The following is a 22197-nucleotide window of genomic DNA, read 5'->3' on the forward strand; positions in this document are numbered from 1 at the left end:
ATCAATCGCTAAGATTAACATCAATGGCGAAGACCCTAGGGGCATTCATCCTACTGAGTGTACTCACGGTCACGCCAGCTCACGCAGCAAAGGTGTTAATCCTCGGCGACAGCTTAGGCGCAAGTTATGGTATGGCAGAGCAGTCAGGCTGGGTGGCGCTGCTGCAAAAAAATTTACCCGAACATCAATTTACAAATGGCTCAGTGAGCGGTGAAACCACTGCGGGCGGCTTACGCCGATTACCCGCTTTACTCGATTCCGTCGCCCCCGACCTTGTGGTCATTGAGCTGGGTGGTAATGATGGTTTACGTGGATTCCCCCCAACGCAACTTGAAAATAATCTAATCCAAATCATTACCCTAGCCAAAGATAGCGGCGCAAAAGTGCTGCTGACCGAGATCATGGTACCGCCTAACTATGGCCCTCGCTACACCCAAAAGTTCACCCAAGTGTATCAAGACATATCCAAAGCACAGGATATCGTGTTGATCCCCTTCTTTATGCAGGATATCGCGCCCCATCCAGAACTCATGCAGCGGGATGGCATTCACCCTAACGAAAAGGCCCAGGCACAAATAGCCGCTTGGATGCAACCATGGATAGAAGATGCGTTAACCCAATAAAATAGCTGCTATTTTAAGCTAACGAACCGCTTACTTAGCTAAACTCATGCTCAACGGATAAAAACGTGTTCTAACGCAAGATTAACCCTATAGATAAACAGTAAAATTCGTGTTAGCAAATGGTTAACTCAAACAAGGAGTCAATATGTCCCTTAGCCATCAGCAAAAAGTGTACATACCCAAGGAAGCCCGTACCAATCAATACATCACAGCCGAAATCAAGGTGACGGATGAGCTACTCAATCAATATCCCGATTATCAAAGCTGTTATCAAACCTTAAGCCGTTTGATATTTAATTTGGCAGAACAACACGATCTGCGTAATGTCCACGTGATCACTAACGATAAACTGCCTGTAGTCCGTTACCATACCGAAGCCTATTGCTTCCAAACCACTGAACAAATTCTATTTTTTTATAATCCAGCCTATCACGAAGCCCAAAATTTATTCTCGCAAGAAAACTATCGCGCCCGTAAACTGCGCATTGTCTTCCTTGCAACCGGTGAAGATATCCGCAGTAATTCCGCCAGTTTCCACATTAGAGTGCGCGAATTACTGACAGAATTGATGCCTTTAATGCCGATAAGCGATCTTAAAGTGAAGGTCCGCGACCATCAGCATTTATCCTATGATCTGTTCGCAAAAGCCAAGGGCTATAAAGAAACCTATGGCTATAAACTGCGTGCCATCGGCCCAAGATATAAAGCCAGAAAGTGCGAGCTACCAGAGAACGTCAGCTCTCTCACTTATGTGACAGTAAGCTTGCCACTGAGCCGCAAACTCAAACAGGGGTTATTACCTGACTCAGCAACCGACTTTACGCCGTTATATCAACACCTTGAAGATTGCTTCCTCAAAGCGGCAGCCAACAGACAATTGACGCGTCTTGCCATGATAGCAAACGGCTTAACCCCGCTGGTGCGTAACAGTAAATTTGAAAAACTCGACAGCAAAGCCGAAGTACAAATGATAGGGTTCGATCCTAATGCGACTGAGCAGCAAGTGATCCGTCGCTGGAATGCCGATAACTTAGTCGAAGCCGCGCACTTCACCATAGTCGCGGGCACCAAAGACTGTGATGATTCAGGCTTCGGACGCTTTATGAATAATGTCGAAACCGCCCTGAAGGCCTTCGCCGCGGATATCGGTGTCGACCCAGAGCGTGAAGATCTCGTCGTACGCTTCCATCAACATATCAGCTATCAAATCTGATTAACGCGACATTCGGTTCGCTAAAACCCAAAGGGCGCATTAAGCGCCCTTTCCTTTCTGAATGTATTCAAGCTGATATCGGGTGATAACTTAACTTTTCAACCAATGCTTTATGATAGTCACCACTTTGTCGTAATCATCATCAAAACTATGGCCACCATCTAACTCCATGACAGTCACATTCGGCTGTTTTACCACAGGACACAAATGCTTAGGGGCATCATCGTCTTTGCCGTATAAACACAGCATAGGCACTGTCTTCTGTTTATTTACCTCGGGCAACGTAAGATAACTTGCGGACTCATTGCTAGACGTGACGATTTCACTCACATGCACTTCAAAATCCGACGTCTGTGAAGGTGACAATAACACCCCGCCGAGGATCTTATGGCGATACTTGAGTGGCAGATCATTAAGCACAAAAGGTATGATTTCGGCACCAAAAGAATAGCCAACCAATACCACCTTTCGTGTGCCAAATTCGGCCTCGTACTTATCGATAATGGCCATAGTATCTTGAGTCACATCCTTAGGATCTTTTTGTTTCCAGTAGTATTTTAGCGAACTCCACCCCACCACTGGCCAGCCCTGCTGTTGCAATAACTGGCTCACACCTTGATCTAAATTAGCCCAGCCACCATCGCCACTCATAAAGATGACTAAGGGCGGCTTTTTCGCACTCGCTTTGTCATTCGCGCCGCTAGCAACTGGCAGAAGTGTTAGGCCGAGTGAGTCAGCAAAGTCATCGGCTAAGACACTAAAGCTACTACAAAACATCATCATAAGGCTGAGTATTTTCACAAAGGATTTATTCATCGTTCACCTACTTTTTAAATACACCGGTTGCACCACGACTCGTTAATGTCACTAAACTGCCCACCACAATTGGCAGAGATAATCCGCCATAACAAATCAAATACTTAGCCTCCCACGTTGGATTAAACTTATCCTTGTATCTTCTAAGCCCCTGAAAGTTATAAAACTTATTGCCCTTCTTATACACAACCTTCGCCAACTTAGTCCAAAATGGCACCAACGCTCTGTCGGTCAAGCCTGACATCGGCGCCATCCCAAGATTAAATCTCTGATAGCCTTGCTGTTTTCCCCATAGCAATAGCTCAGTAAACAGAAAATCCATGATGTTACTGCTCGATAATTTAGGCTCGTAACGCATCAGATCGACAGAAAATTCAACCTGAGCGGCACTCGCCCAAACATTTGAAAACGCCACGAGTTCACCTTTTGCATACACTAATGCCATAGGTGTCGAGCACAGATAAGCGGCAGAGAAATAGCCGACAGAAAACCCCTTTTCGCGCCCTTGCTTCGCCTTTAGCCAAGTCGATGATATGGCGGCTAATTGCGGCAGTATGGCCCTTACTTCACTCGCCTCAATCACAGTAAAACTTAAGCCTTCACGCTGCGCCTTGGCATGGCTCTGGCGCAAACTTTTATAACGACTCGACGTTAAGTCAAATTGGTCAAGCTGAACAATTGCCTCCTCGCCTAATTTATATAAACCTAATCCTTGCTCTAAAAAGTTCGGCAGGTATTTTTGCGTCACTTGATAAAACACCGGCCAACCGTCGTAGGCATCACATAACTCCCTAAACTGCCACAACAAATCATCAAATTTCTGTTGATTACCAATTGGATCGCCCATTACCACCCAGCAATGTCCAGTCCTTGCATACATAAGAAAGGCGTCTTTATCCTCATTAAATAGGATTGATTTATCTTGCACTAAGGCCAAATAGCCATGACTGCTCGGCGACTGTGCGACAATCTCCATCGCCTGCTTTAATGAATGCGTATCCAGTTGTGGTGATTTAAGCTGAGTTCGTGACGAGAAATAACGCACGGCAAAGGCAAGCACGATAAAAATAGCAATCGCTCCACCTCGCAATGCTCGTGATACATGGCTATCGGGGGAGAAGGTAAACCAGAGTGAATGATCATAATCAACATCTTGATAGGAGAAAAATAATAGCCAAATCATTAAGAATAAAGCGGCAGAAAGTGATAACAGCCAACCAAAAGAGTATTTAATCCCGACGACTGAACCCTTTCGATAAAACAAATTCTCACATGGCAACATCAATGTGTACACTAATCCTATCGCGAGTGACATTTCCCATTCTGCGCCCTTAAGCATAATAAATAACACGCACACCAACAGCAGCTTTTTCGTTAATTCAAAGGCGTTCTGGTAGCGTTTAAATAATCCATGGGATAACAACAATAGCAAGACACCACTCACGCTCAAAATGATGCTCGATATTTCTATGATCGGCAGCGGTACTAACTCGCCTAACCAGTGATATTTATGAATAATAGAAGGATTAACCACTGACAAGAGTAATAATAAACCTGAACTAAATACACTGATACTCAGTAGCGGTGGTAACAGTTGGCGGATAAATGCAATTCGAGTATTTAATTTTACAATTTTATCTTTATTTGACAGCGCGATTGTAATAACAAAGTATGCCAAAGAGATTAAGAATGGAATAATGTAATAAATGATCCGATAGACAATAATGGCGCCGAGGATTTGCTCAACCGGTAAATATTGCGATAAGGCCACAGTCACGACGGACTCGAACACCCCAATACCACCCGGCACATGGGCAAGCACCCCAAGCGCATTCGCCACAAAGAAAATACTTAAGACCTGTATATAACCCAAATTGTCTACCACGGGCAGTAAACTATAGAACAAGGTTCCTACGACAATCCAATCAAGTGAAGAGACTAACAACTGTCTTAAAGATACAGATAATAGAGGTGGCGTAATTTCAAAGCCACGAAAGTTAAATGGCTTTTTGCGCAGCACACTCATCAGTAAATAACCGAATACACTGAGCAGCATGCCAATACCGATTACTGTGGTTAATGAAAATAGCCATGTTGGCAAAGGTAAGGCTGATAATTGTTCAGCAGGAAAGCATACCAGTGCAATACCACAAATGAAAAAGAGTCCGAGGAAGAATGTCACTGAACATGAAATGACTATTTGAGTGATTTTATTACCACTTAAGCCGAGTTCGGAATAAAACTTATATCTTATCGACGTCCCTGTTAACAGCGAGAACCCAATGGTATTGGAGAAGGTAAAACCCAGAAAAGAAATAGGCACTATTTTACGATAAGGTATCTCCTTGTCGATATTTCGAACGGCAATAAAATCGTACAAGGTTAATAAAGAGTAACTTCCCACGGTAAGTAGTGCTGCACATATCAACTCAACAAATGAAAATCCTTTCACCTCTTTAACAATGTCACTTAATTGATATTCTTGCTCTAAATTATAAAGCAAGAGTAATGAGACAGTGAATATTATAAGGCTAATAAACACCCGCACTCGTCTCCCCATGTTAATCTCCAGCACCTAAAATTGATTCAGCTAAGGTTATTTAACGTCAAAATTGAAACAGCATTAAAAATTAATTAAATTTAGTTTAATACCAGTCACATTAAATATCTAATCAGTTCAGAACCTCACAGGCATCTCAATCCAAGGCGCATTGACGCAGAAATGGTTATTCCCTTTTAAGTCAATGCAACACGGGAGTGGGATGCCTGTGTGGCTCCCGAAGGGCGGGTTTCAACGCGCTTTATACTGCGTTTAAGGCTTTCGACAGAGCACCACTATGCCTTCAAGCCTTCGCCTTGTCTAAAGTGCGTTGAACTCCCGCTGAATGAACAGATATTTAATACGATTGGTATTATTTTTAACACCACTTTATCGACGGGATTTTTAACATAGGGATTTTTCATTCGCAATGAATTTACGCATTTGCTGCATGACGTTTTATTAATGTGCTTAACAAGCTGATAGCAATAGTGAGTTAATGATTTTAAATTGATGGGGGAATAATATAAAAGCTAAAAAAATTTGCAATAGATACGCAGCTTTGGGCGTTAAGCCAAACAAAAAAGTGTGAATACTCAAAAAGTATCCACACTAGATTAAATTACATTGGACGGTTTTTCTCGATAAGACGATTAAAAATAGCATTCACAGATAAAGAGGCGCCATGGGCAATTTTATCGGCAAGTTTCTTTCTCACCTGATAACGCATCTTATACACAGTGCGCTCTGCGGCAAGTGACATAATCACATCATCACTGGTCGAAATCGCATCGACTAACCCCAATTCAATGGCTTGCTGGCCGTACCAATGCTCGCCCGTGGCTACTTTCACTAAATCCAACTCAGGGCGATATTTACCGACAAACGCTTTGAATAAGACGTGGGTTTCTTCGAGTTCTTCTTGAAACTTCTGTCTTCCCTCATCGGAGTTTTCACCAAACACTGTCAAGGTACGTTTAAAATTACCGGCCGTATGTTGCTCATAATCGATCTCATGCTTTTTCAGCAAACGATTAAAGTTCGGCAATTGAGCAACAACACCAATTGAACCAACAATTGCAAAAGGCGCCGCATAAATTTTATTCGCAACACAGGCCATCATATAACCGCCACTGGCAGCCACTTTATCAACGCATACTGTTAGCGGAATATCGGCTTGGCGTAAACGGTCAAGCTGGCTGGAGGCTAAACCATAGCCATGCACCATACCGCCACCACTCTCGACATTAACAACCACTTCATCGCCTTTTTCCGCAATAGCTAAAATGGCACTGATTTCTTCACGCAGTGACGCAACCTCAGCGGCATCGATACTGCCCTTAAAATCGATCACGAACACTTTGCCCGTGATGCTGTCATCAGCAGCTTTGTCTTTCGCCTTTTCTTCAGCCTTTAATTGCTTCTCATAGGCTTTGAATTGCTTCTTTGAAAGGAGTTCTTCTTTTAAGCCATGCTTCAGTTCTTCTAACTCTTCAGACAGGTTAGTGATCCTCAGCTCGCCCTTATCTGACTTATGTTTAACAGTGGAAGCCAACACCACAATAATAACCGCAACGATTGCGACCACTATCGTGACGGCTTTCGCCAAAAACATTCCATACTCGTATAAAAATTCCAAAGTGCTCTCCGTTAGGGCGTTACATCAATCAGTCAATTGCGCGCTATTCTAACAGCCTAAAGGCTCATAAAAAAACCCAGCATTCGCTGGGTTTTTACGATTAAGCGCAGATTAGTTAGGACAAGTCGCAATGACATCACTGTTTGTCACTAAAATCGTCGCATCGCCTTTACCTGCAGTCGCAGCATAGGTTGCTACTTGAGTCTGCATTTCAACGGTAGCAGCTGCAGCCATACCGTCTGTAGCGTCCGTTTCACTTGGGCTCACAATCGAACTATGATGGCCTTTAGAGAAACGCACAACGCCATGACCTTTACTCGTACTATCGACACAAGGTAGACCAATAGCAGAGATCAGCGGCTCAGTGCCCGATAACGGGAAGTTATCTACCCGGTTCGGTAACACTTGATCAGGTAAGTTACCGTTGCCATCACCGGCGATTTCAATCAAATGAACAGGTAAGTCCGTCGCCTTTAACATAGCGGCATGGTTAATTGGATCCGCAGAATCCACGGCGGTTTGAACCGCAAAGGCAAACGTTGGAATAAACTGGGCATATACTGCCTGCACCAGTGCCGCATATTCAGGACTCCCCACCTCATATCCTGCAGTATTAGCCTTATCGACCAGCGCTTGGAAAGTCGCAGATGCCTTGATATTGCTAAACAGCACTGGACCAAAGGTTGCAGAACCCGCAAATGATCCCGCTAATCCTCCCGCTGGCGCAGCTAGGGATAAGGCCTTGATGCCATAAGCATTTGGCAAAGCATCGCCCGTTGCAGGGTTCTTCATGCCTGTGCTGGCATAGGTCGCAAAATCGGTGCCGACAATCGCGCCTAAACTCAGACCTTGAGCACTGATTTTAGACACGTCAAATACTTGTGGCTGACCTGCTTGTGCTAAGCCCTGTGCTAATCCTGTTAGAGCAAGACGAACACCTAAATGGTCCATCGTCGCTTGACGGAAATTATCACGAACCGACAAAGTGCTAGAGATATTCACGAACACCAGCGGATTACCATTTTTAAAGGCATCTGGTGTACCGACTACAGCCCCAAAAGAAGGATCGGTCGCAGAGACTTCATAAACCCCATCGCCGTTAGCATCGAATGAGCGCGCACCATGCAGTGGCATATCAATAGCAATTGTTGCAACGCCCATGGCCGCATACGTACCCGCATAGGCTAGTGACATTTCTTTACCGCCACCTAAACCGTGCAGTGCGATTGTTGTTGGCCAACCCGCTGTCGGCGGAGTAAAGGGAATACCTTGTTGCTGATAAAAGTCCGCTAATCTTGCCGCATTAGGCATAGAAATCAGTACAGGTACGGTTTCATATCCTTTAATCGCTGGAATTGGGTTGAACTTAGTCAGATGCTTAGTTTTATCTACCGCGGTACCATCGTCTAACAACCATGTTTTACCTGCCATTAGAGATGGATTGGCTAACGCATCGGCAGGGTTCGCAATCCCATTGGCCACGGCTTGCATACCAAAATTATTCTGGCTGAGCGTGCCCGCTTGAAGTGCTAGTAGCACAGATACAGGGCTATCACCTTGTGCTTTCCAATGACCATTAATTAATGGTTTACCCTCAGCGGATAAACAACTGACCGAAGAGCAGTCACTGTATATCGGCAGTTTGATTTTTGCGGTATACACATCGGCTAAATCAGCGGCTTTAAAGGCAGCACTATTTGAGTCCGTTAATCCCACCGCTTGTGCAACAGTATAACCGGCAGGCGTTGGCATCTGAGCAAAACTGGGGGCATAAGGCGCACCCTTTGCCATCAGCAGTTTAGTCGTTTCATAGACGTTAGCGACAGACTGAGTCGTAAACAGCCCAGAGTAGCTTATGGTCGAAGGATCGACATTATGGGCCGCAGCAATGCCTTTCTCATAGCTGTTTACTAAGGTTTGCAGCATCAATTGATCTGGCGTTTCTAATGGCAATGTCGTGATGTCTAACTTCAACAAACCATAGGTGGTTGAAGGTGCAATGCCACGACCTTCAGAATCTTGAATAAGATTGGTTGTCGCATAAATATAAGACTGCCCAGCTTTGAGTGGCTTAAGCGGCACTATTACCACTTTATTACCTGATGCGGTGGATACAAAGTCAACGCCAAACTGCAGTTCTGCTCCGACTTTACACGCTGAAACTGACGGTTTAGCAGTACATTCAGCATCAGAAGACAATGGACCACCGACAGTGGCCTCAAACATTCTGACTGCACCAGGTTGTGCAACCGATGCCGCCATTAGGGTCAGTGGTGTTCCATCGTGTTTTTTCGCTAAATCAATATCAATGGAAATCGGCGATGTTGTCGACCAGCCATCTAACGCCCCAAGCGCGATTTGTGGATCAACATAATTGCCTGAACTTTCACCCGGAATCGATAATGTGCCATCCTTAGTACCACTGAATAGCAAATCATTCGGTAATGGTACTTTTGAATTAGCAGGGTCGAACACTATGTGCGATTCAGGGACGAGCGGGTCAGTCTTATCCTTGAGTTCGTTAAAACTGTCCTCACCACATCCTGTGAGGCCCAGTGCAGATGCAATCGCAACACCCAAAATGAGTCTTTTCATCTTTTTTCCCCAAATCTTGTTGTAATAGTTTTGTTTTCCCCAAGAAATTAGTCACAATAGCTTTTAAATCTGTGACCAATAGGGCTTATGTTAGCCCCTAACTCATTTCAAGTTAACGTAAAAATATTGAGTTAGCCACAAGTTTGTCACAAACATTTTAGCTATTTATAACAAAGTTTCATTCATTTGTTTGAAACATGCGTTTATCACTTCGGCGACTCTAGAAGTGGCGGGCATTCTCGCCAAGAGGAAAAAGAGACTCATGTTGGAATATCAAGCAACAAAAGATTTACTCAAGGGCAAGACGATTTTAGTCACAGGCGCTGGTGCTGGCATCGGCCGTACCGCCGCCATTGAGTTTGCAAAACACGGCGCCACTGTGATTTTACTCGGTAAAACAGTGAAAAAATTGGAAGCAGTTTACGACGTAATAGAACAAGCCGGTTATCCCAAACCTGCCATAGTGCCATTGGATCTTAAGGGCGCAACGGAACAAAATTATCGCGATATGGCCGATACCATAGCCGAGCAATTCGATCATTTAGACGGCTTATTACATAACGCGAGCCTGCTCGGTGCCTTAGGCCCGTTTGAACACATAGATATTCCATCACTCGAAGACGTACTCAAAGTGAACGTCACGGCCCAAGTAATGCTAACTAAAACATTACTACCTGTGATGCGCCAAGCACCCAGTGCATCAATTATCTTTACGTCGAGCAGTGTGGGTCGTCAAGGCCGCGCCTACTGGGGACCTTATGCCTTCTCTAAGTTTGCCACCGAAGGCATGATGCAAGTCCTCGCCCATGAGTGCGATGGCACCTCGGTTCGCGTCAACAGTATCAATCCAGGTGCTACCCGCACTGAGATGCGTGCTAAAGCCTACCCTGCTGAGAATCCATTGGATCTCAAAACCGCAGAAGAGATCATGCCGACCTATTTATATCTGATGGGTCAAGATGCTAGCGCAGTGAACGGTCAGCAGTTCAACGCTCAGTAATCACATCGCTTATCGGTTTAGCAGTATGATTTAGCAATAATAAAGGGCCTATTGATGGCCCTTTATTATTTTAGATATTCGCAAGATGGAGCTCTGTATTAATCCATGGCAATAAGCAGCATAAAGACGCCGCACCGCTAATGTTAACTCAACTGAATTTTTGCAAAATAAATCATTGTTTTAGCTTTAGCGGCTCTGCTTGACTCATCAAGCGAATTTTGCGTATCCAGCTGTGAGTCAGCTAACTCATGGCTTGAGTAATAACTTACCCACAACTCATTTCCATCAATCACTACGCCCGCATAACTGGTATCGCCCTTCGATGGCAGTGTCAGTAGTTCTTGGACCACGCCAGTATCTGGATGAATTTCAACTAAAGCCGTTCGAACTTGTTCATCATATAAGCGCACCACAGCCAACAGCCGGGATTGATACATCAACATCACAGGCCCACCAATGCGCTTATCGAGTTCTTGCCATTGCCAATCGGTAAATGGCGCTAGGCTGCGGCCGAGTAAACCAACAAATTCAGGGCCCCAAACGGGATCGCGCCTCAAGAGACAAAAGCCGCTGTCTTGATCAAAAACAATGGCTGTTTCGTTGACATAACCTTGATTATTAAACAGCTTTAGCCAAGTCTTGAAGTGTACGCCATCAGCGCTCTTATACAAACGAGTGTCACCATCAGGTCCTGGGCGATAGCCCACACCATAGAGCGTATTTTGATGTTCAGTTAAGCGCCATAACCAATAGCCCTTATCAGCTATCTTTAGCGCATCCGACCACGATCGCCCATTGGCTGAGCGCCAAAGATGTGATTGTATACCCGACTTATCGTGTAAGGTCCCGCCGCCAAGTAAGAGTAATTCTCCTTGATATTCAATCAGTTTACCGTCGCGTAAATCAGCCTCATCCGAACGAATAAGCGCCACGCTCTGCCACGTCTCACCGCCATCCACTGAACGTAGAATACGCAAAGCGCCATCGGGTGACACATGGGCAGTCCCTTCACGGAAAACACAAAAAAGTGCTTCCTGAAACGCGATTAAATCGGTAAATGCATTATGGGCCGCTTGCTCCCAAATCCGTCGCACTGAAATTAGCTTCATCCATTCACTCCTCAATCCAACTGAGACTTGTTATAACATAGCTGCAAATAACAGAAAGCAAAAAGGCCGCTTAGCGGCCTTTTTCATTGGGATAAAACAACTTAGCTGCGCTGACGCGATGGCTTAGGTTTTCCCGAACCTGTCACTTTATGCTTACGTACTGCGCGGCGAATTTTAGCACTTTTCACCTGCGCACGAGCTACGCTGTGTTTATCGGCAGCAAGCATAGTGCGGGTTTCAGCTTCTAAACCTGCCAATTTACGCAAGTAGTTAACTTGCTCCATTGGCAATTCAACCCAGCCACCCCGTGGCAGTGATTTTGGCAATTCAACCATACCGTAACGGATACGGATCAAACGGCTCACTTGCACTTCTTGGGATTCCCACAGACGGCGCACCTCGCGGTTACGACCTTCACGTAAACACACATGCCACCATTGGTTCATCCCTTCACCGCCCGCAGGCTTGATGCTATCAAACTGCGCTGGGCCGTCTTCTAACATCACGCCGGTACGTAAACGTTGTACTGTGGCTTCAGGGATTTCACCGAAGGTACGCACTGCGTATTCGCGGTCGACTTCGTTCGATGGATGCATTAAGCGGTTCGCTAATTCACCATCTGAGGTAAACAGTAATAAACCAGAGGTGTTGATGTCTAAACGACCTACCGCAACCCAGCGTGAATCACGCACTTTAGGTAAGCGATCGAATACCGTTGGACGGCCTTCAGGATCTTTACGACTACAAATTTCGCCTTCAGGTTTATGGTATGCCAATACGCGACAGATCACGTCTTCGGCAGACTTTAACGAAATGGCTCTGCCATCGATACGTACTTTGGCATCGGCTTCAATCCGATCCCCAAGGCTAGCAATTTCACCATCAATACTAACTCGGCCTGCAGCAATCCATGCCTCCATCTCACGACGGGAGCCATGGCCTGCACGGGCCAAGACTTTCTGCAATTTTTCACTCATTAGTATTTTGCTCTTCTGACTGTTCCGGCGTTAATTTCACACTTGAAAAAACCGCCTGCAATGACTCAGTATCCGACAGCGGCGGTAAATCCGCTAAGGTGTCTAAGCCAAAATATGCTAAAAATTCTAAGGTAGTGGCATATAACGCGGGTCGCCCCGGTACTTCTTTATGGCCAACTACTTTAATCCAATGTCTATCTGACAAACTTTTTATGATGTGACTACTGATGGCCACACCGCGCACCTGTTCAATATCGCCGCGAGTCACAGGTTGACGATAAGCAATCACCGCCAAGGTTTCTAATGTCGCACGCGAATATTTAGGCGCCTTTTCTTGCCACAGGGGCTGCAAAAAAGGACTCAAGACGTCTAAGGTCTGGAAGCGATAACCCCCAGCGACTTTCACAAGTTGCACACCTCTGTCTTGATAATCCTGCTGCAGCTCATCCAATGCAGCTTTTATTTTGTCTCTAGAAACCGTGAAATCCACCAATACAGTGTCTTTCAACATTTTCGCCGACAAGGGTTTCCCCAATACAAACAAACTCGCTTCAATAAGCTGTTTTAATTGAGTCGGATTTATCTGCATCAATTAATAGGCCTTAACGTAAATAGTTGAAAACGGTTCTGTTTGGTACAATTCAACCAATAATTCTTTGACTAATTCCATCAGTGCTAAGAAGGTCACGACCACGCCTGCCCGGCCTTCCGCTACGGTAAATAAACGATCAAATGCCGTAAAATCTTCCGAGTTCAGCATGGCTAAAATCTGGCTCATGCGCTCACGCGTCGATAACTGTTCACGCTTAACATGATGATCTTCATAGGCATCAATTCGTTTGAGCACATCGCCAAAGGCGCGGGCAATTTCGAACAACGAGACTTCTGGCGGGATCATTAACGGCTTAATGTCAGGTGCTGCCACTGCTTTGGCTTGAAATACATCCCGCTCGAGCCGCGGCAAATCATCGAGTTTTTGCGATGCTTCTTTAATCACTTCATAGGCTTTCAACTGACGGATCAATTGCGCACGAGGATCTTCCTCAACCTCATCCTCTGCCACCATACGCGGCAACAGCAAACGGGATTTAATCTCCGCAAGGGTTGCTGCCATCACTAAGTAATCGGCGGCAAGCTCGATTCGAGCCTGAGTCAGCAACGTAATATATTCTAAATACTGCGCGGTGATTTGCTGAATGGGTAAATCGACAACGTCTAATTTTTGCTTACGGATCAAATATAAAAGTAAATCCAATGGTCCTTCAAAGGACTCAAGGAACACTTCCAATGCCTCAGGCGGAATAAACAAATCCAGCGGCATTTCGGTCATTGCCTGACCACGAATAACGGCTAAGGGTAAACTCTGTTGCGTGCCCTGCATCCGCTATCTTGCTCCGTTAACGCTGCGCTACCCAACTTAGGCTAACGCCAGACGCGCGATTATACCTGTAAATCTACGGCGATAAAACTGCCAAATGTTAACTCCCCATATCCGCATCACTTACCCGCATCCATTCGTAATAAATCTAATGCGGCGGATTTAGAGGAACGGCGTGATATCACCCGCGCCTTCACGCAAAATTTCGGCGCCATCTTCAGACATATCAATCACAGTCGTTGGCTTTTCGCCTAAATAACCACCGTGGATAATCACATCCACTTGATGCTCGAGCAAGTCGCGAATTTGTTCAGGATCAGACTCGGCAAATTCTGCATTTGGCATCACTAAACTGGTCGACATCAGCGGCGCATCTAAGGCTTCAAGCAACGCCAGTGCGATCACATTGTCGGGCACGCGAATACCTATGGTCTTTTTCTTGTCATTTTGTAAGCGACGCGGCACTTCTTTAGTCGCTTTAAAAATGAAGGTATAAGGCCCAGGTGTGCAACTTTTTAGGATGCGATATGCCTGATTATCCACTTTGGCGTAGGTCGCAAGCTCAGATAAATCGCGGCACATCAATGAAAAGTTATGATCGTTCTCGATTTGACGAATTCTCGCCATCCGCGTCATCGCGTCTTTCTCACCAATCAAGCAGCCTAAGGCATAGCCCGAATCGGTAGGATAAACAATCACACCACCCGCTTTTAAGGCGGCAACAGCTTGACTGATAAGGCGAGCTTGCGGATTTACTTCATGTACATAAAAAAACTGACTCATGGTCGTTCCACCCAAGATTTCGATTGCCAGACCCAATCAATACCTTGGGGCTGATACAGATTTTTACCTAATTCGATCCAATTGCTCGGAAAGTGAAAATCACTCCCTATCGATGCAAGCAATTGATTTTGTATGCTCAAGGCCACAAGGTTGGCCCTGTCGTCTAATGTTTGCTGGCCAAGTACCACTTCCATGGCATCTCCACCCGCTTCTTTATATTCGCGCACTAAGCGCTTAAGCCACTTTGCCGATAACTTATAACCACTGGGATGCGCCAACACAGCTAATCCACCCGCGTTATGAATGATATCGATGGCGCTGGCCATATCACCCCAATTATTGGGGACATAGCCGGTTTTACCGCGGGCAAGATAGCGTTTAAATACGCTCGGCATATCCACAGCATGACCATTTTCAGCCATCCAGCGGGCGTAATGTCCACGGCTCAATGCCGCTTCACCCGCCAACGCTTTGGCACCTTCGTAAGCGCCTTCAATACCGGCCTTGGCTAATCTATGGCCAATTTCTTGAGCGCGTAATTCACGTAACTCACGCTGGTTTTCTAAAAATGCTAATAACGCAGGATTATCCGCATCGAAGTTAAGCGCAACGATGTGGATATCATAACTGTTCCAGCGAGTAGAGATTTCTACGCCAGAGATCAATTTCAATGGTTCTGCTTGCGATTGATTAAAGGCGCGGGCTTCGGGTAAACCTGCTACCGTGTCGTGGTCAGTAATCGCAAATAACTGCACGCCCTTTTCAAGGGCTCTAGCCACCAATTCAGACGGCGTTAACTGACCGTCGGATGCGGTCGTGTGGCTGTGCAGATCAGCCAATATGCTTTGAGTATTCATGGGGCTATTGTACGTGAATTTGTTAATCAATGCGCTGCTATCTCGCATTTTGTGGCTGTGTGACTTAAATTTTCTGCGTCATTAAAGTGAATAAATCGCAGAAAATGAAAAATATTCAATTGACATTCGACCCCAGCTAAGGTTTTCTATACACCAATTACTGAATTAGCGAGACCCTTTTGAATGACACACATTAATGCTTCATTAAACATCATTTGGTGGTGGCACTTCCCAACTTAGCGGGTGGTGTGAAGCTCTGTGCTCATTTGAAAGTGACCAGAATCAACAAGAAGCCCGCAGAAATGCGGGCTTTTTTGTTAGGTGCGAAAAATGTCGGCAGACTCGGGTAACAAGATTAAGAAAGCGAGAGAACTCATGATGTTAAAGACATTTTATAAGGTAGCTGGAGTATGAACATGCCCAAACAGACATTCGCACGCTCAAGCACACTCAAGGCGGCATTAACCTACCACAGGGATCCACTGCGCTTATATCAGCACATCACCCAAGATGCGCCCCATACTATGCTGTTAGAATCGGCCGAAATCGACAGTAAAGATCACTTAAAAAGCATGGTGATGACCCATGCCGCCATGATGATCCGCTGCGACGGTTATCAACTGACCTTTACCGCACTGACCGACAATGGCGCGAGCTTACTTGCTCCAATCGAAACCTTCTTTTGTGCGAGCAGCGATCGTGCTGATATGAGTGCCAGTCTAGTCCGTGATAACTTGACTTTAGTGGTGACGCTGCAAAAAGACACTCAGCTGCAGGATGAAGATGCACGCTTAAAATCGACCTCGCCACTCGATGGCCTGCGGATGTTTATCCAGCAGATTGATTGTGGCGCTCATACTGACAGCCAAAATAAACCCGCCTTTGAGGATCTGTTTTTAGGTGGCGTACTGGCCTACGACTTGATTGATACCGTCGAACCGCTGCCAGCCGTACCGAACCGCGATAATGATTGCCCAGACTACTTATTTTACCTCGCTGAAACCTTAATCCTTATCGACCATAAACTGAAACAAGCCGACATCATTACCCATAATTTCAGTAGCGATTCAGCCCAGCATACCGCTATCACCGCAGCGCTGAGCGAGCGAGTTCAGCAGTTAAGCACACAATGTAAAACTCTGGGTAATTCGCCTGCCGATGTGCCGACACTGGTCGCCATCGACGCGACTGAGCAAGTCAATATTTCCGATGAGGTGTTCAAACAAACCGTTATCGATTTGAAAGAACACATTATTGCGGGCGATATTTTCCAAGTAGTGCCATCGCGTAGTTTTAGTTTACCTTGCCCGAATACCTTAGGGGCTTATCGCGCCCTTCGTCTAACTAACCCAAGCCCTTACATGTTTTATTTCAGGGGCCAAGATTTCACGCTTTTCGGTGCTTCACCCGAAAGCGCGCTTAAGTACGAAGCCAGCAGTAATCAAGTCGAAGTCTACCCGATTGCCGGCACCCGCAAACGCGGAAAAACCGCCACGGGCGAGATTGATTTTGACTTAGACAGCCGCATTGAACTTGAACTGCGTTTAGATAAAAAAGAACTGTCAGAACACTTAATGCTGGTCGATTTAGCTCGCAACGATATCGCGCGCATCAGCCAAAGCGGCAGCCGTAAAGTCGCTGAATTATTGAAAGTGGACCGTTATTCCCACGTGATGCACCTCGTCAGTCGCGTAACGGGTCAACTGCGCCAAGACTTAGATGCGCTGCATGCTTATCAGGCTTGTATGAATATGGGTACTTTAGTTGGCGCGCCCAAAGTAAGCGCATCACAACTGGTTCGCCAAGCGGAAAAAGCCCGCCGCGGCAGCTACGGCGGCGCAGTCGGTTACCTTAATGCCCTTGGGGATATGGACACCTGTATTGTGATCCGCTCGGCCTTTGTCAAAAATGGCACCGCCTTTATTCAAGCAGGCGCGGGCGTCGTGTTTGATTCGGATCCCCAAAGCGAGGCTGACGAAACCCGTCAAAAAGCTCAAGCAGTGATTTCGGCAATCAAAATGGGCGCTGGACTGCGAATCAATGAATCGCCAGTAAATGACGCGTCAGCTCAATCCACTTTTGTGCAATCCATTTCAGTACCATCTAAATAGGAGCCAAACATGAAACTCTATCTACTCGATAACTTTGACTCCTTTACCTATAACCTAGTGGATCAATTTCGCAGCCTAGGCTGTGAAGTGGTGATTTACCGCAACGATGTTGCCGCCGACTTTATTGCTGAAAAACTGCTTAACGAACAAGAACCCGCAGCCCTAGTGTTATCACCCGGTCCTGGTGCGCCCCATGAGGCAGGCTCTATGATGGCGCTTATCGCCAAAGTCGCCGGTAAAGTCCCTATGCTGGGTATCTGCCTTGGGCATCAAGCTATGGTGGAATATTACGGCGGCACAGTGGCGCGCGCGCCTTTTGTGGTCCACGGCAAGGCAAGCCCTACTTTCCATGATGGCACAGGCGTATTTGCTGGTTTGCCCTCTCCCCTGCCCGTTGCCCGTTATCACAGTCTCGTCGCCACTCACGTGCCTGATTGCTTGCAAGTAATCGCAACGACTGACGCTATGCCAATGGCGATTCTGCACCCTGAGCACAGAGCCGTTGGCTTTCAGTTCCACCCAGAATCGATTCTCACCACCTTAGGCAGCACACTGCTCATTCAAACCTTAGCCTTTCTTACCCAAGACATGACAACAGGAGTAACCGCATGAGTACCAACCCTATTCAGCCTTTACTCGACATTTTATACCAAGGTAAAAGTTTAAGCCGCGAGCAAACCTTTGAGATTTTTAGCGCGTTAATTCGCGGAGAAATGAGTGAAGCTGCAATGGCGGGAATGTTAGTTGCGCTGAAAATGCGCGGCGAGACTATTGATGAGATCAGCGGCGCCGCCGATGCCATGCGCGCCGCTGCCAAGTCTTTTCCCTACTCGAATGGCGATAGCATTAACAATGGCATCGTTGACATTGTTGGCACGGGTGGCGATGGCTTTAATACCATTAATATTTCCACCACTGCGGCCTTTGTTGCCGCGGCGGCAGGCGCTAAGGTCGCCAAACACGGCAATCGTAGCGTGTCGAGTAAATCGGGTTCATCGGATCTTTTGGCGCAATTTGGCATCGACTTAACTATGTCGCCAGAGACTGCCAGTCGTTGCCTCGACGCATTGAATCTGTGTTTTTTGTTTGCGCCCCACTACCATGGCGGGGTAAAACATGCGGTGCCCGTAAGACAAGCACTGAAAACGCGCACTTTATTCAATGTGTTAGGGCCCCTTATCAACCCTGCAAGGCCTGAGTTTATGTTACTTGGCGTGTATAGCCCTGAGTTAGTCTTACCGATAGCGAAAGTATTAAAGGCGCTTGGCACAAAACGCGCTATGGTAGTGCACGGCAGCGGTTTAGATGAAGTCGCGCTGCACGGCAACACCCAAGTTGCTGAGTTAAAAGACGGCGACATTATTGAGTATCAACTCACGCCCGCCGATTTAGGTGTGCCTTTAGCGCAGATAACAGACTTAGAAGGTGGCGAACCCGCGCAGAATGCCTTGATTACCGAGGCGATTTTAAAAGGCAACGGTACTGCAGCACATGCCAATGCGGTCGCCATCAATGCCGGTTGTGCTTTATATGTCTGTGGAATTGCTGATTCAGTCAAAGCCGGAACCTTACTTGCGCTCGCTACCATTCAAAGCGGCAAAGCCTTTGAATTGTTAAGCCAGCTCGCAAAAGTCAGCGGTGAAGCCCATGTCAACGGTCAAGAAAGAGGAAGATAAGCGAATGTCTCAAGTAGAAGTGACTCCAACAGCAATGACTCAAGACCTGCGTACTCAGCCAGAGGCAGCCACAAACGCTATGCCAAAAAGTAATGTGTTAACCCGTATTGTCGATACCAAAGCGGCCCATATTGCCGCCTTGAAACTGCGTTTCCCCGAGGCAAGCTTGTCGCCAAAAATCTCTGACCGCAGTTTATTTGCCGCACTCAAGGCGCCCAAGGCGGGTTACATTTTAGAATGTAAAAAAGCCAGCCCGTCCAAAGGGCTTATCCGCGATGTGTTTGATGTAGAAGCCATTGCCGATATTTACGGAAAATATGCGGCGGGCATTTCGGTATTAACCGACGAGCAGTTTTTCCAAGGGGATATGGACTATATCCCTAAGGTGCGCGCTCGGGTGAACCAACCGATTCTGTGTAAAGATTTTTTTGTCGATGAATACCAAATTAAACTCGCCGCCCACCAAGGCGCCGATGCGATTCTGTTGATGCTGTCCGTGCTTGATGATGAACAATATCAACGTCTAGCGAAAGAAGCCGCTAAGTATCAACTCGATGTACTGACCGAAGTCAGTAACGAAGATGAACTTAAGCGCGCCATCGCATTAGATGCGCCGATTATCGGCATCAACAACCGTAACTTAAGGGATTTAAGTACCGATCTCGCCACCACAGAAGCGCTGGCGCCACACATTGGCAGCGACCGCGTGGTGGTAAGCGAATCTGGCATCTACAACAATGAGCAAGTGCGTCGCCTGAGTCCGCTGGTCGATGGCTTCCTCGTTGGCAGCTCGATTATGGCCGAGGCTGATATCGACTTGGCCTGCCGTAAATTGATCTTCGGTCACAATAAAGTCTGCGGCCTCACCCGCGTGGAAGATATTCGCGCCGCAGCAACAGCAGGCGCAGTCTATGGCGGGCTGATTTTTGCTGAAAAATCCCCGCGAGCCTTAACCCTTGATGGCGCAGAACAACTGCTCGGGGCGTATCGCGCATCCGATGCCCCCGCCATTGAATTTGTCGGCGTGTTTGTTAATGCCGCGCCAAGTACTATTACCGATACCGCCGCCAGTTTGCAGTTATCTGCGGTGCAGCTTCATGGCACTGAAACTGAGCTTGAAATTGCACAGCTCGCTGAGCGACTTGAGCAAGCGGGACTCACCACCCAAATATGGAAAGCCGTCAGCGTCAATGCGCAAACCGGTGAACTTGGCAACATACCTCAAGGAGCATCGCGATATCTCTTTGATAGTAAAACGGCAGGTCAATTTGGCGGCTCGGGCCAAGCCTTTAATTGGCAAAATATTGATGTGAAGTCCTTAGGCCAGCAAAAGGCCCATGCCATGTTGGCGGGCGGACTCAATCCAGGCAATGCGGCCAGTGCCAATGCCCAAGGATTTTACGGATTAGATTTTAATTCCGGCCTAGAAACCGCCGCAGGAATTAAATCGGCGCAACTGATCCAAACGGCTTTTACCCATTTACGTCTCTAGCCTATCGCGCTAAGCAAGAAGCCCTAGATGCAGTTGGTGCTCGACAAGCGTGATGCTCGACAAAAAATATGAACCTATTAATGCCAGTGGCCAAATAGATAACGGCTCAGTTAACACTATGATGCGGTTAACACCAAAACGCTGTTAGCACCATCGAAGCCACTGACAAACTGATTGATAAGATAAGGAAAAAGGTATGTCAAAGTTAAAGCTTAACCCTTATTTCGGCGAATACGGCGGCATGTATGTGCCACAGATTTTAGTGCCAGCCCTTAAGCAATTAGAAACTGCCTTTGTGGAAGCCCAAGATGATGACGACTTTAAAGCCGAATTTACCGATTTACTAAAAAACTACGCGGGTCGGCCAACGGCGCTCACCTTAACCCGCAATTTAAGCCCAAATCCTATGGTGAAAATCTACCTTAAACGGGAAGATTTACTCCACGGCGGCGCCCATAAAACCAACCAAGTATTAGGCCAAGCACTGCTGGCTAAGCGTATGGGTAAAAAGGAAATTATTGCAGAAACCGGTGCAGGACAACACGGCGTTGCCACCGCCCTTGCCTGCGCGCTATTAGGCTTAAAATGTAAAGTCTATATGGGCGCGAAAGACGTTGCGCGCCAATCACCTAACGTATTTAGAATGCGTTTGATGGGCGCAGAAGTCATTCCTGTCACCTCAGGTTCTGCCACCCTAAAAGATGCCTGTAACGAGGCGATGCGCGACTGGTCTGGCAGCTACGAAAAGGCCCACTATTTACTCGGCACGGCCGCGGGGCCACACCCGTTCCCAACCATAGTGCGTGAATTCCAACGCATTATTGGCGAAGAAACCAAAAAGCAAATGCTAGAACGTGAAGGTCGTCTGCCCGATGCGGTTATCGCCTGTGTTGGCGGCGGCTCCAACGCCATCGGCATGTTTGCTGACTTTATCGACGAGCCAAGTGTCGAACTGATTGGCGTCGAACCTGCGGGTAAAGGCATAGACACGCCAATGCACGGCGCGCCGCTTAAACACGGTAAGACAGGTATTTTCTTCGGCATGAAAGCGCCTTTGATGCAAGACAGCGAAGGGCAAATCGAAGAATCCTACTCGATTTCAGCCGGATTGGACTTCCCTTCCGTTGGCCCGCAACACGCGCACCTCAATGCCACAGGCCGCGCCCGTTATGAATCGGCTACTGATGATGAAGCCTTAGAAGCCTTCCAACAACTGGCGCGCTGCGAAGGCATTATCCCCGCATTGGAATCGGCCCATGCCCTCGCCTACGCCGTGAAAATGGCGCGCGAGTGCACCAAGGAAACCATTTTAGTGGTCAATCTTTCCGGTCGTGGCGACAAAGATATTTTCACCGTTTCTGACATTTTGAATGGTAAAGAGGAATAATA

At 46.8% G+C, this 22197-nt stretch carries 19 protein-coding genes and 1 other annotated feature; of the genes, 9 read left to right on the forward strand and 10 right to left on the reverse strand.

The window, feature by feature from the left end; translation table 11 throughout:
• The first annotated feature begins 23 nt into the window (after nt 1–23).
• Both AYJ58_RS16075 and AYJ58_RS16080 read left to right on the forward strand, forming a co-directional pair.
• Nucleotides 24–623 carry an arylesterase gene (locus tag AYJ58_RS16075; protein ID WP_106650897.1) on the forward strand — a complete coding sequence of 200 codons (600 nt, stop codon included), beginning with the start codon at nt 24–26 and terminating at the stop codon, nt 621–623.
• A gap of 145 nt (nt 624–768) precedes the next feature.
• Complete coding sequence (locus AYJ58_RS16080; protein WP_106650898.1) at nt 769–1836, forward strand: DUF3083 family protein; 1068 nt, start codon at nt 769–771, stop codon at nt 1834–1836.
• Nucleotides 1837–1926: 90 nt separating this feature from the next.
• On the opposite strand, the gene AYJ58_RS16085 is transcribed toward AYJ58_RS16080, so the two are convergent.
• Both AYJ58_RS16085 and mprF read right to left on the reverse strand, forming a co-directional pair.
• Nucleotides 1927–2652 carry an AcvB/VirJ family lysyl-phosphatidylglycerol hydrolase gene (locus AYJ58_RS16085; protein WP_106650899.1) on the reverse strand — a complete coding sequence of 242 codons (726 nt, stop codon included), beginning with the start codon at nt 2650–2652 and terminating at the stop codon, nt 1927–1929.
• A gap of 7 nt (nt 2653–2659) precedes the next feature.
• Nucleotides 2660–5212 carry a bifunctional lysylphosphatidylglycerol flippase/synthetase MprF gene (gene mprF / locus AYJ58_RS16090; RefSeq protein WP_106650900.1) on the reverse strand — a complete coding sequence of 851 codons (2553 nt, stop codon included), beginning with the start codon at nt 5210–5212 and terminating at the stop codon, nt 2660–2662.
• 210 nt (nt 5213–5422) lie between these two features.
• Here mprF and AYJ58_RS22050 point away from each other — a divergent pair, with 210 nt between their 5' ends.
• Nucleotides 5423–5605 (forward strand): hypothetical protein, encoded by a 183-nt coding sequence (locus AYJ58_RS22050; protein ID WP_106650901.1) that lies wholly within the window; start codon nt 5423–5425, stop codon nt 5603–5605.
• A 208-nt stretch (nt 5606–5813) separates the two neighbouring features.
• Here the strand turns inward: AYJ58_RS22050 and sohB are convergent, their stop codons facing one another.
• Together sohB and AYJ58_RS16105 are read right to left on the reverse strand one after the other, a co-directional pair.
• Nucleotides 5814–6830 (reverse strand): protease SohB, encoded by a 1017-nt coding sequence (sohB, locus tag AYJ58_RS16100; RefSeq protein ID WP_106650902.1) that lies wholly within the window; start codon nt 6828–6830, stop codon nt 5814–5816.
• A gap of 111 nt (nt 6831–6941) precedes the next feature.
• Nucleotides 6942–9425 carry a VolA/Pla-1 family phospholipase gene (locus AYJ58_RS16105; protein WP_106650903.1) on the reverse strand — a complete coding sequence of 828 codons (2484 nt, stop codon included), beginning with the start codon at nt 9423–9425 and terminating at the stop codon, nt 6942–6944.
• A 262-nt stretch (nt 9426–9687) separates the two neighbouring features.
• Here AYJ58_RS16105 and AYJ58_RS16110 point away from each other — a divergent pair, with 262 nt between their 5' ends.
• Complete coding sequence (locus AYJ58_RS16110; protein WP_106650904.1) at nt 9688–10425, forward strand: YciK family oxidoreductase; 738 nt, start codon at nt 9688–9690, stop codon at nt 10423–10425.
• Nucleotides 10426–10568: 143 nt separating this feature from the next.
• Here AYJ58_RS16110 and AYJ58_RS16115 read toward each other — a convergent pair whose 3' ends face one another.
• The 6 genes from AYJ58_RS16115 to rnm form a co-directional block, all read right to left on the reverse strand.
• Nucleotides 10569–11534, reverse strand: a complete 966-nt coding sequence (locus AYJ58_RS16115; RefSeq protein ID WP_106650905.1) for a hypothetical protein — start codon at nt 11532–11534, stop codon at nt 10569–10571.
• Nucleotides 11535–11635: 101 nt separating this feature from the next.
• Nucleotides 11636–12511 (reverse strand): 23S rRNA pseudouridine(2605) synthase RluB, encoded by an 876-nt coding sequence (gene rluB / locus AYJ58_RS16120; RefSeq protein ID WP_106650906.1) that lies wholly within the window; start codon nt 12509–12511, stop codon nt 11636–11638.
• Nucleotides 12504–13100 (reverse strand): SMC-Scp complex subunit ScpB, encoded by a 597-nt coding sequence (gene scpB / locus AYJ58_RS16125; protein ID WP_011847142.1) that lies wholly within the window; start codon nt 13098–13100, stop codon nt 12504–12506. Before scpB ends, rluB begins: the two co-directional genes overlap by 8 nt.
• A 3-nt stretch (nt 13101–13103) precedes the next feature.
• A complete protein-coding gene (locus AYJ58_RS16130) occupies nt 13104–13892 on the reverse strand; it encodes a segregation and condensation protein A (RefSeq protein ID WP_106650907.1) in 789 nt (262 codons plus the stop codon).
• 159 nt (nt 13893–14051) lie between these two features.
• A complete protein-coding gene (locus tag AYJ58_RS16135; RefSeq protein ID WP_011788944.1) occupies nt 14052–14672 on the reverse strand; it encodes an L-threonylcarbamoyladenylate synthase in 621 nt (206 codons plus the stop codon).
• Nucleotides 14669–15529 (reverse strand): RNase RNM, encoded by an 861-nt coding sequence (rnm, locus tag AYJ58_RS16140; protein WP_106650908.1) that lies wholly within the window; start codon nt 15527–15529, stop codon nt 14669–14671. Before rnm ends, AYJ58_RS16135 begins: the two co-directional genes overlap by 4 nt.
• A 210-nt stretch (nt 15530–15739) precedes the next feature.
• Nucleotides 15740–15847: a sequence feature (Trp leader region), on the forward strand.
• A gap of 98 nt (nt 15848–15945) precedes the next feature.
• Between rnm and AYJ58_RS16145 the strand changes: the two genes are divergently transcribed.
• The 5 genes from AYJ58_RS16145 (at nt 15946) to trpB (ending at nt 22195) form a co-directional block, all read left to right on the forward strand.
• Nucleotides 15946–17640 carry an anthranilate synthase component 1 gene (locus AYJ58_RS16145; RefSeq protein ID WP_106651846.1) on the forward strand — a complete coding sequence of 565 codons (1695 nt, stop codon included), beginning with the start codon at nt 15946–15948 and terminating at the stop codon, nt 17638–17640.
• 9 nt (nt 17641–17649) lie between these two features.
• A complete protein-coding gene (locus AYJ58_RS16150; protein ID WP_006085429.1) occupies nt 17650–18252 on the forward strand; it encodes an aminodeoxychorismate/anthranilate synthase component II in 603 nt (200 codons plus the stop codon).
• Nucleotides 18249–19316, forward strand: a complete 1068-nt coding sequence (gene trpD, locus AYJ58_RS16155) for an anthranilate phosphoribosyltransferase (protein ID WP_106650909.1) — start codon at nt 18249–18251, stop codon at nt 19314–19316. Before AYJ58_RS16150 ends, trpD begins: the two co-directional genes overlap by 4 nt.
• Before the next feature lie 4 nt (nt 19317–19320).
• Nucleotides 19321–20808, forward strand: a complete 1488-nt coding sequence (trpCF, locus tag AYJ58_RS16160; RefSeq protein WP_106650910.1) for a bifunctional indole-3-glycerol-phosphate synthase TrpC/phosphoribosylanthranilate isomerase TrpF — start codon at nt 19321–19323, stop codon at nt 20806–20808.
• Nucleotides 20809–21004: 196 nt separating this feature from the next.
• Nucleotides 21005–22195 (forward strand): tryptophan synthase subunit beta, encoded by a 1191-nt coding sequence (gene trpB, locus AYJ58_RS16165; protein WP_106650911.1) that lies wholly within the window; start codon nt 21005–21007, stop codon nt 22193–22195.
• Nucleotides 22196–22197 lie beyond the last annotated feature (2 nt).

It is taken from the genome of Shewanella sp. Pdp11, from assembly GCF_002838165.1.
Lineage (GTDB): Bacteria > Pseudomonadota > Gammaproteobacteria > Enterobacterales > Shewanellaceae > Shewanella > Shewanella hafniensis.

Excerpts from the sequence above, each read along its gene's own strand:
- AYJ58_RS16075 (WP_106650897.1), top strand. The coding sequence starts at position 24 with ATGGCGAAGACCCTAGGGGCATTCATCCTACTGAGTGTACTCACGGTC.
- AYJ58_RS16080 (WP_106650898.1), top strand. The coding sequence starts at position 769 with ATGTCCCTTAGCCATCAGCAAAAAGTGTACATACCCAAGGAAGCCCGT.
- AYJ58_RS16085 (WP_106650899.1), bottom strand. The coding sequence starts at position 2,652 with ATGAATAAATCCTTTGTGAAAATACTCAGCCTTATGATGATGTTTTGT.
- mprF (WP_106650900.1), bottom strand. The coding sequence starts at position 5,212 with ATGGGGAGACGAGTGCGGGTGTTTATTAGCCTTATAATATTCACTGTC.
- AYJ58_RS16105 (WP_106650903.1), bottom strand. The coding sequence starts at position 9,425 with ATGAAAAGACTCATTTTGGGTGTTGCGATTGCATCTGCACTGGGCCTC.
- AYJ58_RS16110 (WP_106650904.1), top strand. The coding sequence starts at position 9,688 with ATGTTGGAATATCAAGCAACAAAAGATTTACTCAAGGGCAAGACGATT.
- AYJ58_RS16115 (WP_106650905.1), bottom strand. The coding sequence starts at position 11,534 with ATGAAGCTAATTTCAGTGCGACGGATTTGGGAGCAAGCGGCCCATAAT.
- rluB (WP_106650906.1), bottom strand. The coding sequence starts at position 12,511 with ATGAGTGAAAAATTGCAGAAAGTCTTGGCCCGTGCAGGCCATGGCTCC.
- scpB (WP_011847142.1), bottom strand. The coding sequence starts at position 13,100 with ATGCAGATAAATCCGACTCAATTAAAACAGCTTATTGAAGCGAGTTTG.
- AYJ58_RS16130 (WP_106650907.1), bottom strand. The coding sequence starts at position 13,892 with ATGCAGGGCACGCAACAGAGTTTACCCTTAGCCGTTATTCGTGGTCAG.
- AYJ58_RS16135 (WP_011788944.1), bottom strand. The coding sequence starts at position 14,672 with ATGAGTCAGTTTTTTTATGTACATGAAGTAAATCCGCAAGCTCGCCTT.
- rnm (WP_106650908.1), bottom strand. The coding sequence starts at position 15,529 with ATGAATACTCAAAGCATATTGGCTGATCTGCACAGCCACACGACCGCA.
- AYJ58_RS16145 (WP_106651846.1), top strand. The coding sequence starts at position 15,946 with ATGCCCAAACAGACATTCGCACGCTCAAGCACACTCAAGGCGGCATTA.
- AYJ58_RS16150 (WP_006085429.1), top strand. The coding sequence starts at position 17,650 with ATGAAACTCTATCTACTCGATAACTTTGACTCCTTTACCTATAACCTA.
- trpD (WP_106650909.1), top strand. The coding sequence starts at position 18,249 with ATGAGTACCAACCCTATTCAGCCTTTACTCGACATTTTATACCAAGGT.
- trpCF (WP_106650910.1), top strand. The coding sequence starts at position 19,321 with ATGTCTCAAGTAGAAGTGACTCCAACAGCAATGACTCAAGACCTGCGT.
- trpB (WP_106650911.1), top strand. The coding sequence starts at position 21,005 with ATGTCAAAGTTAAAGCTTAACCCTTATTTCGGCGAATACGGCGGCATG.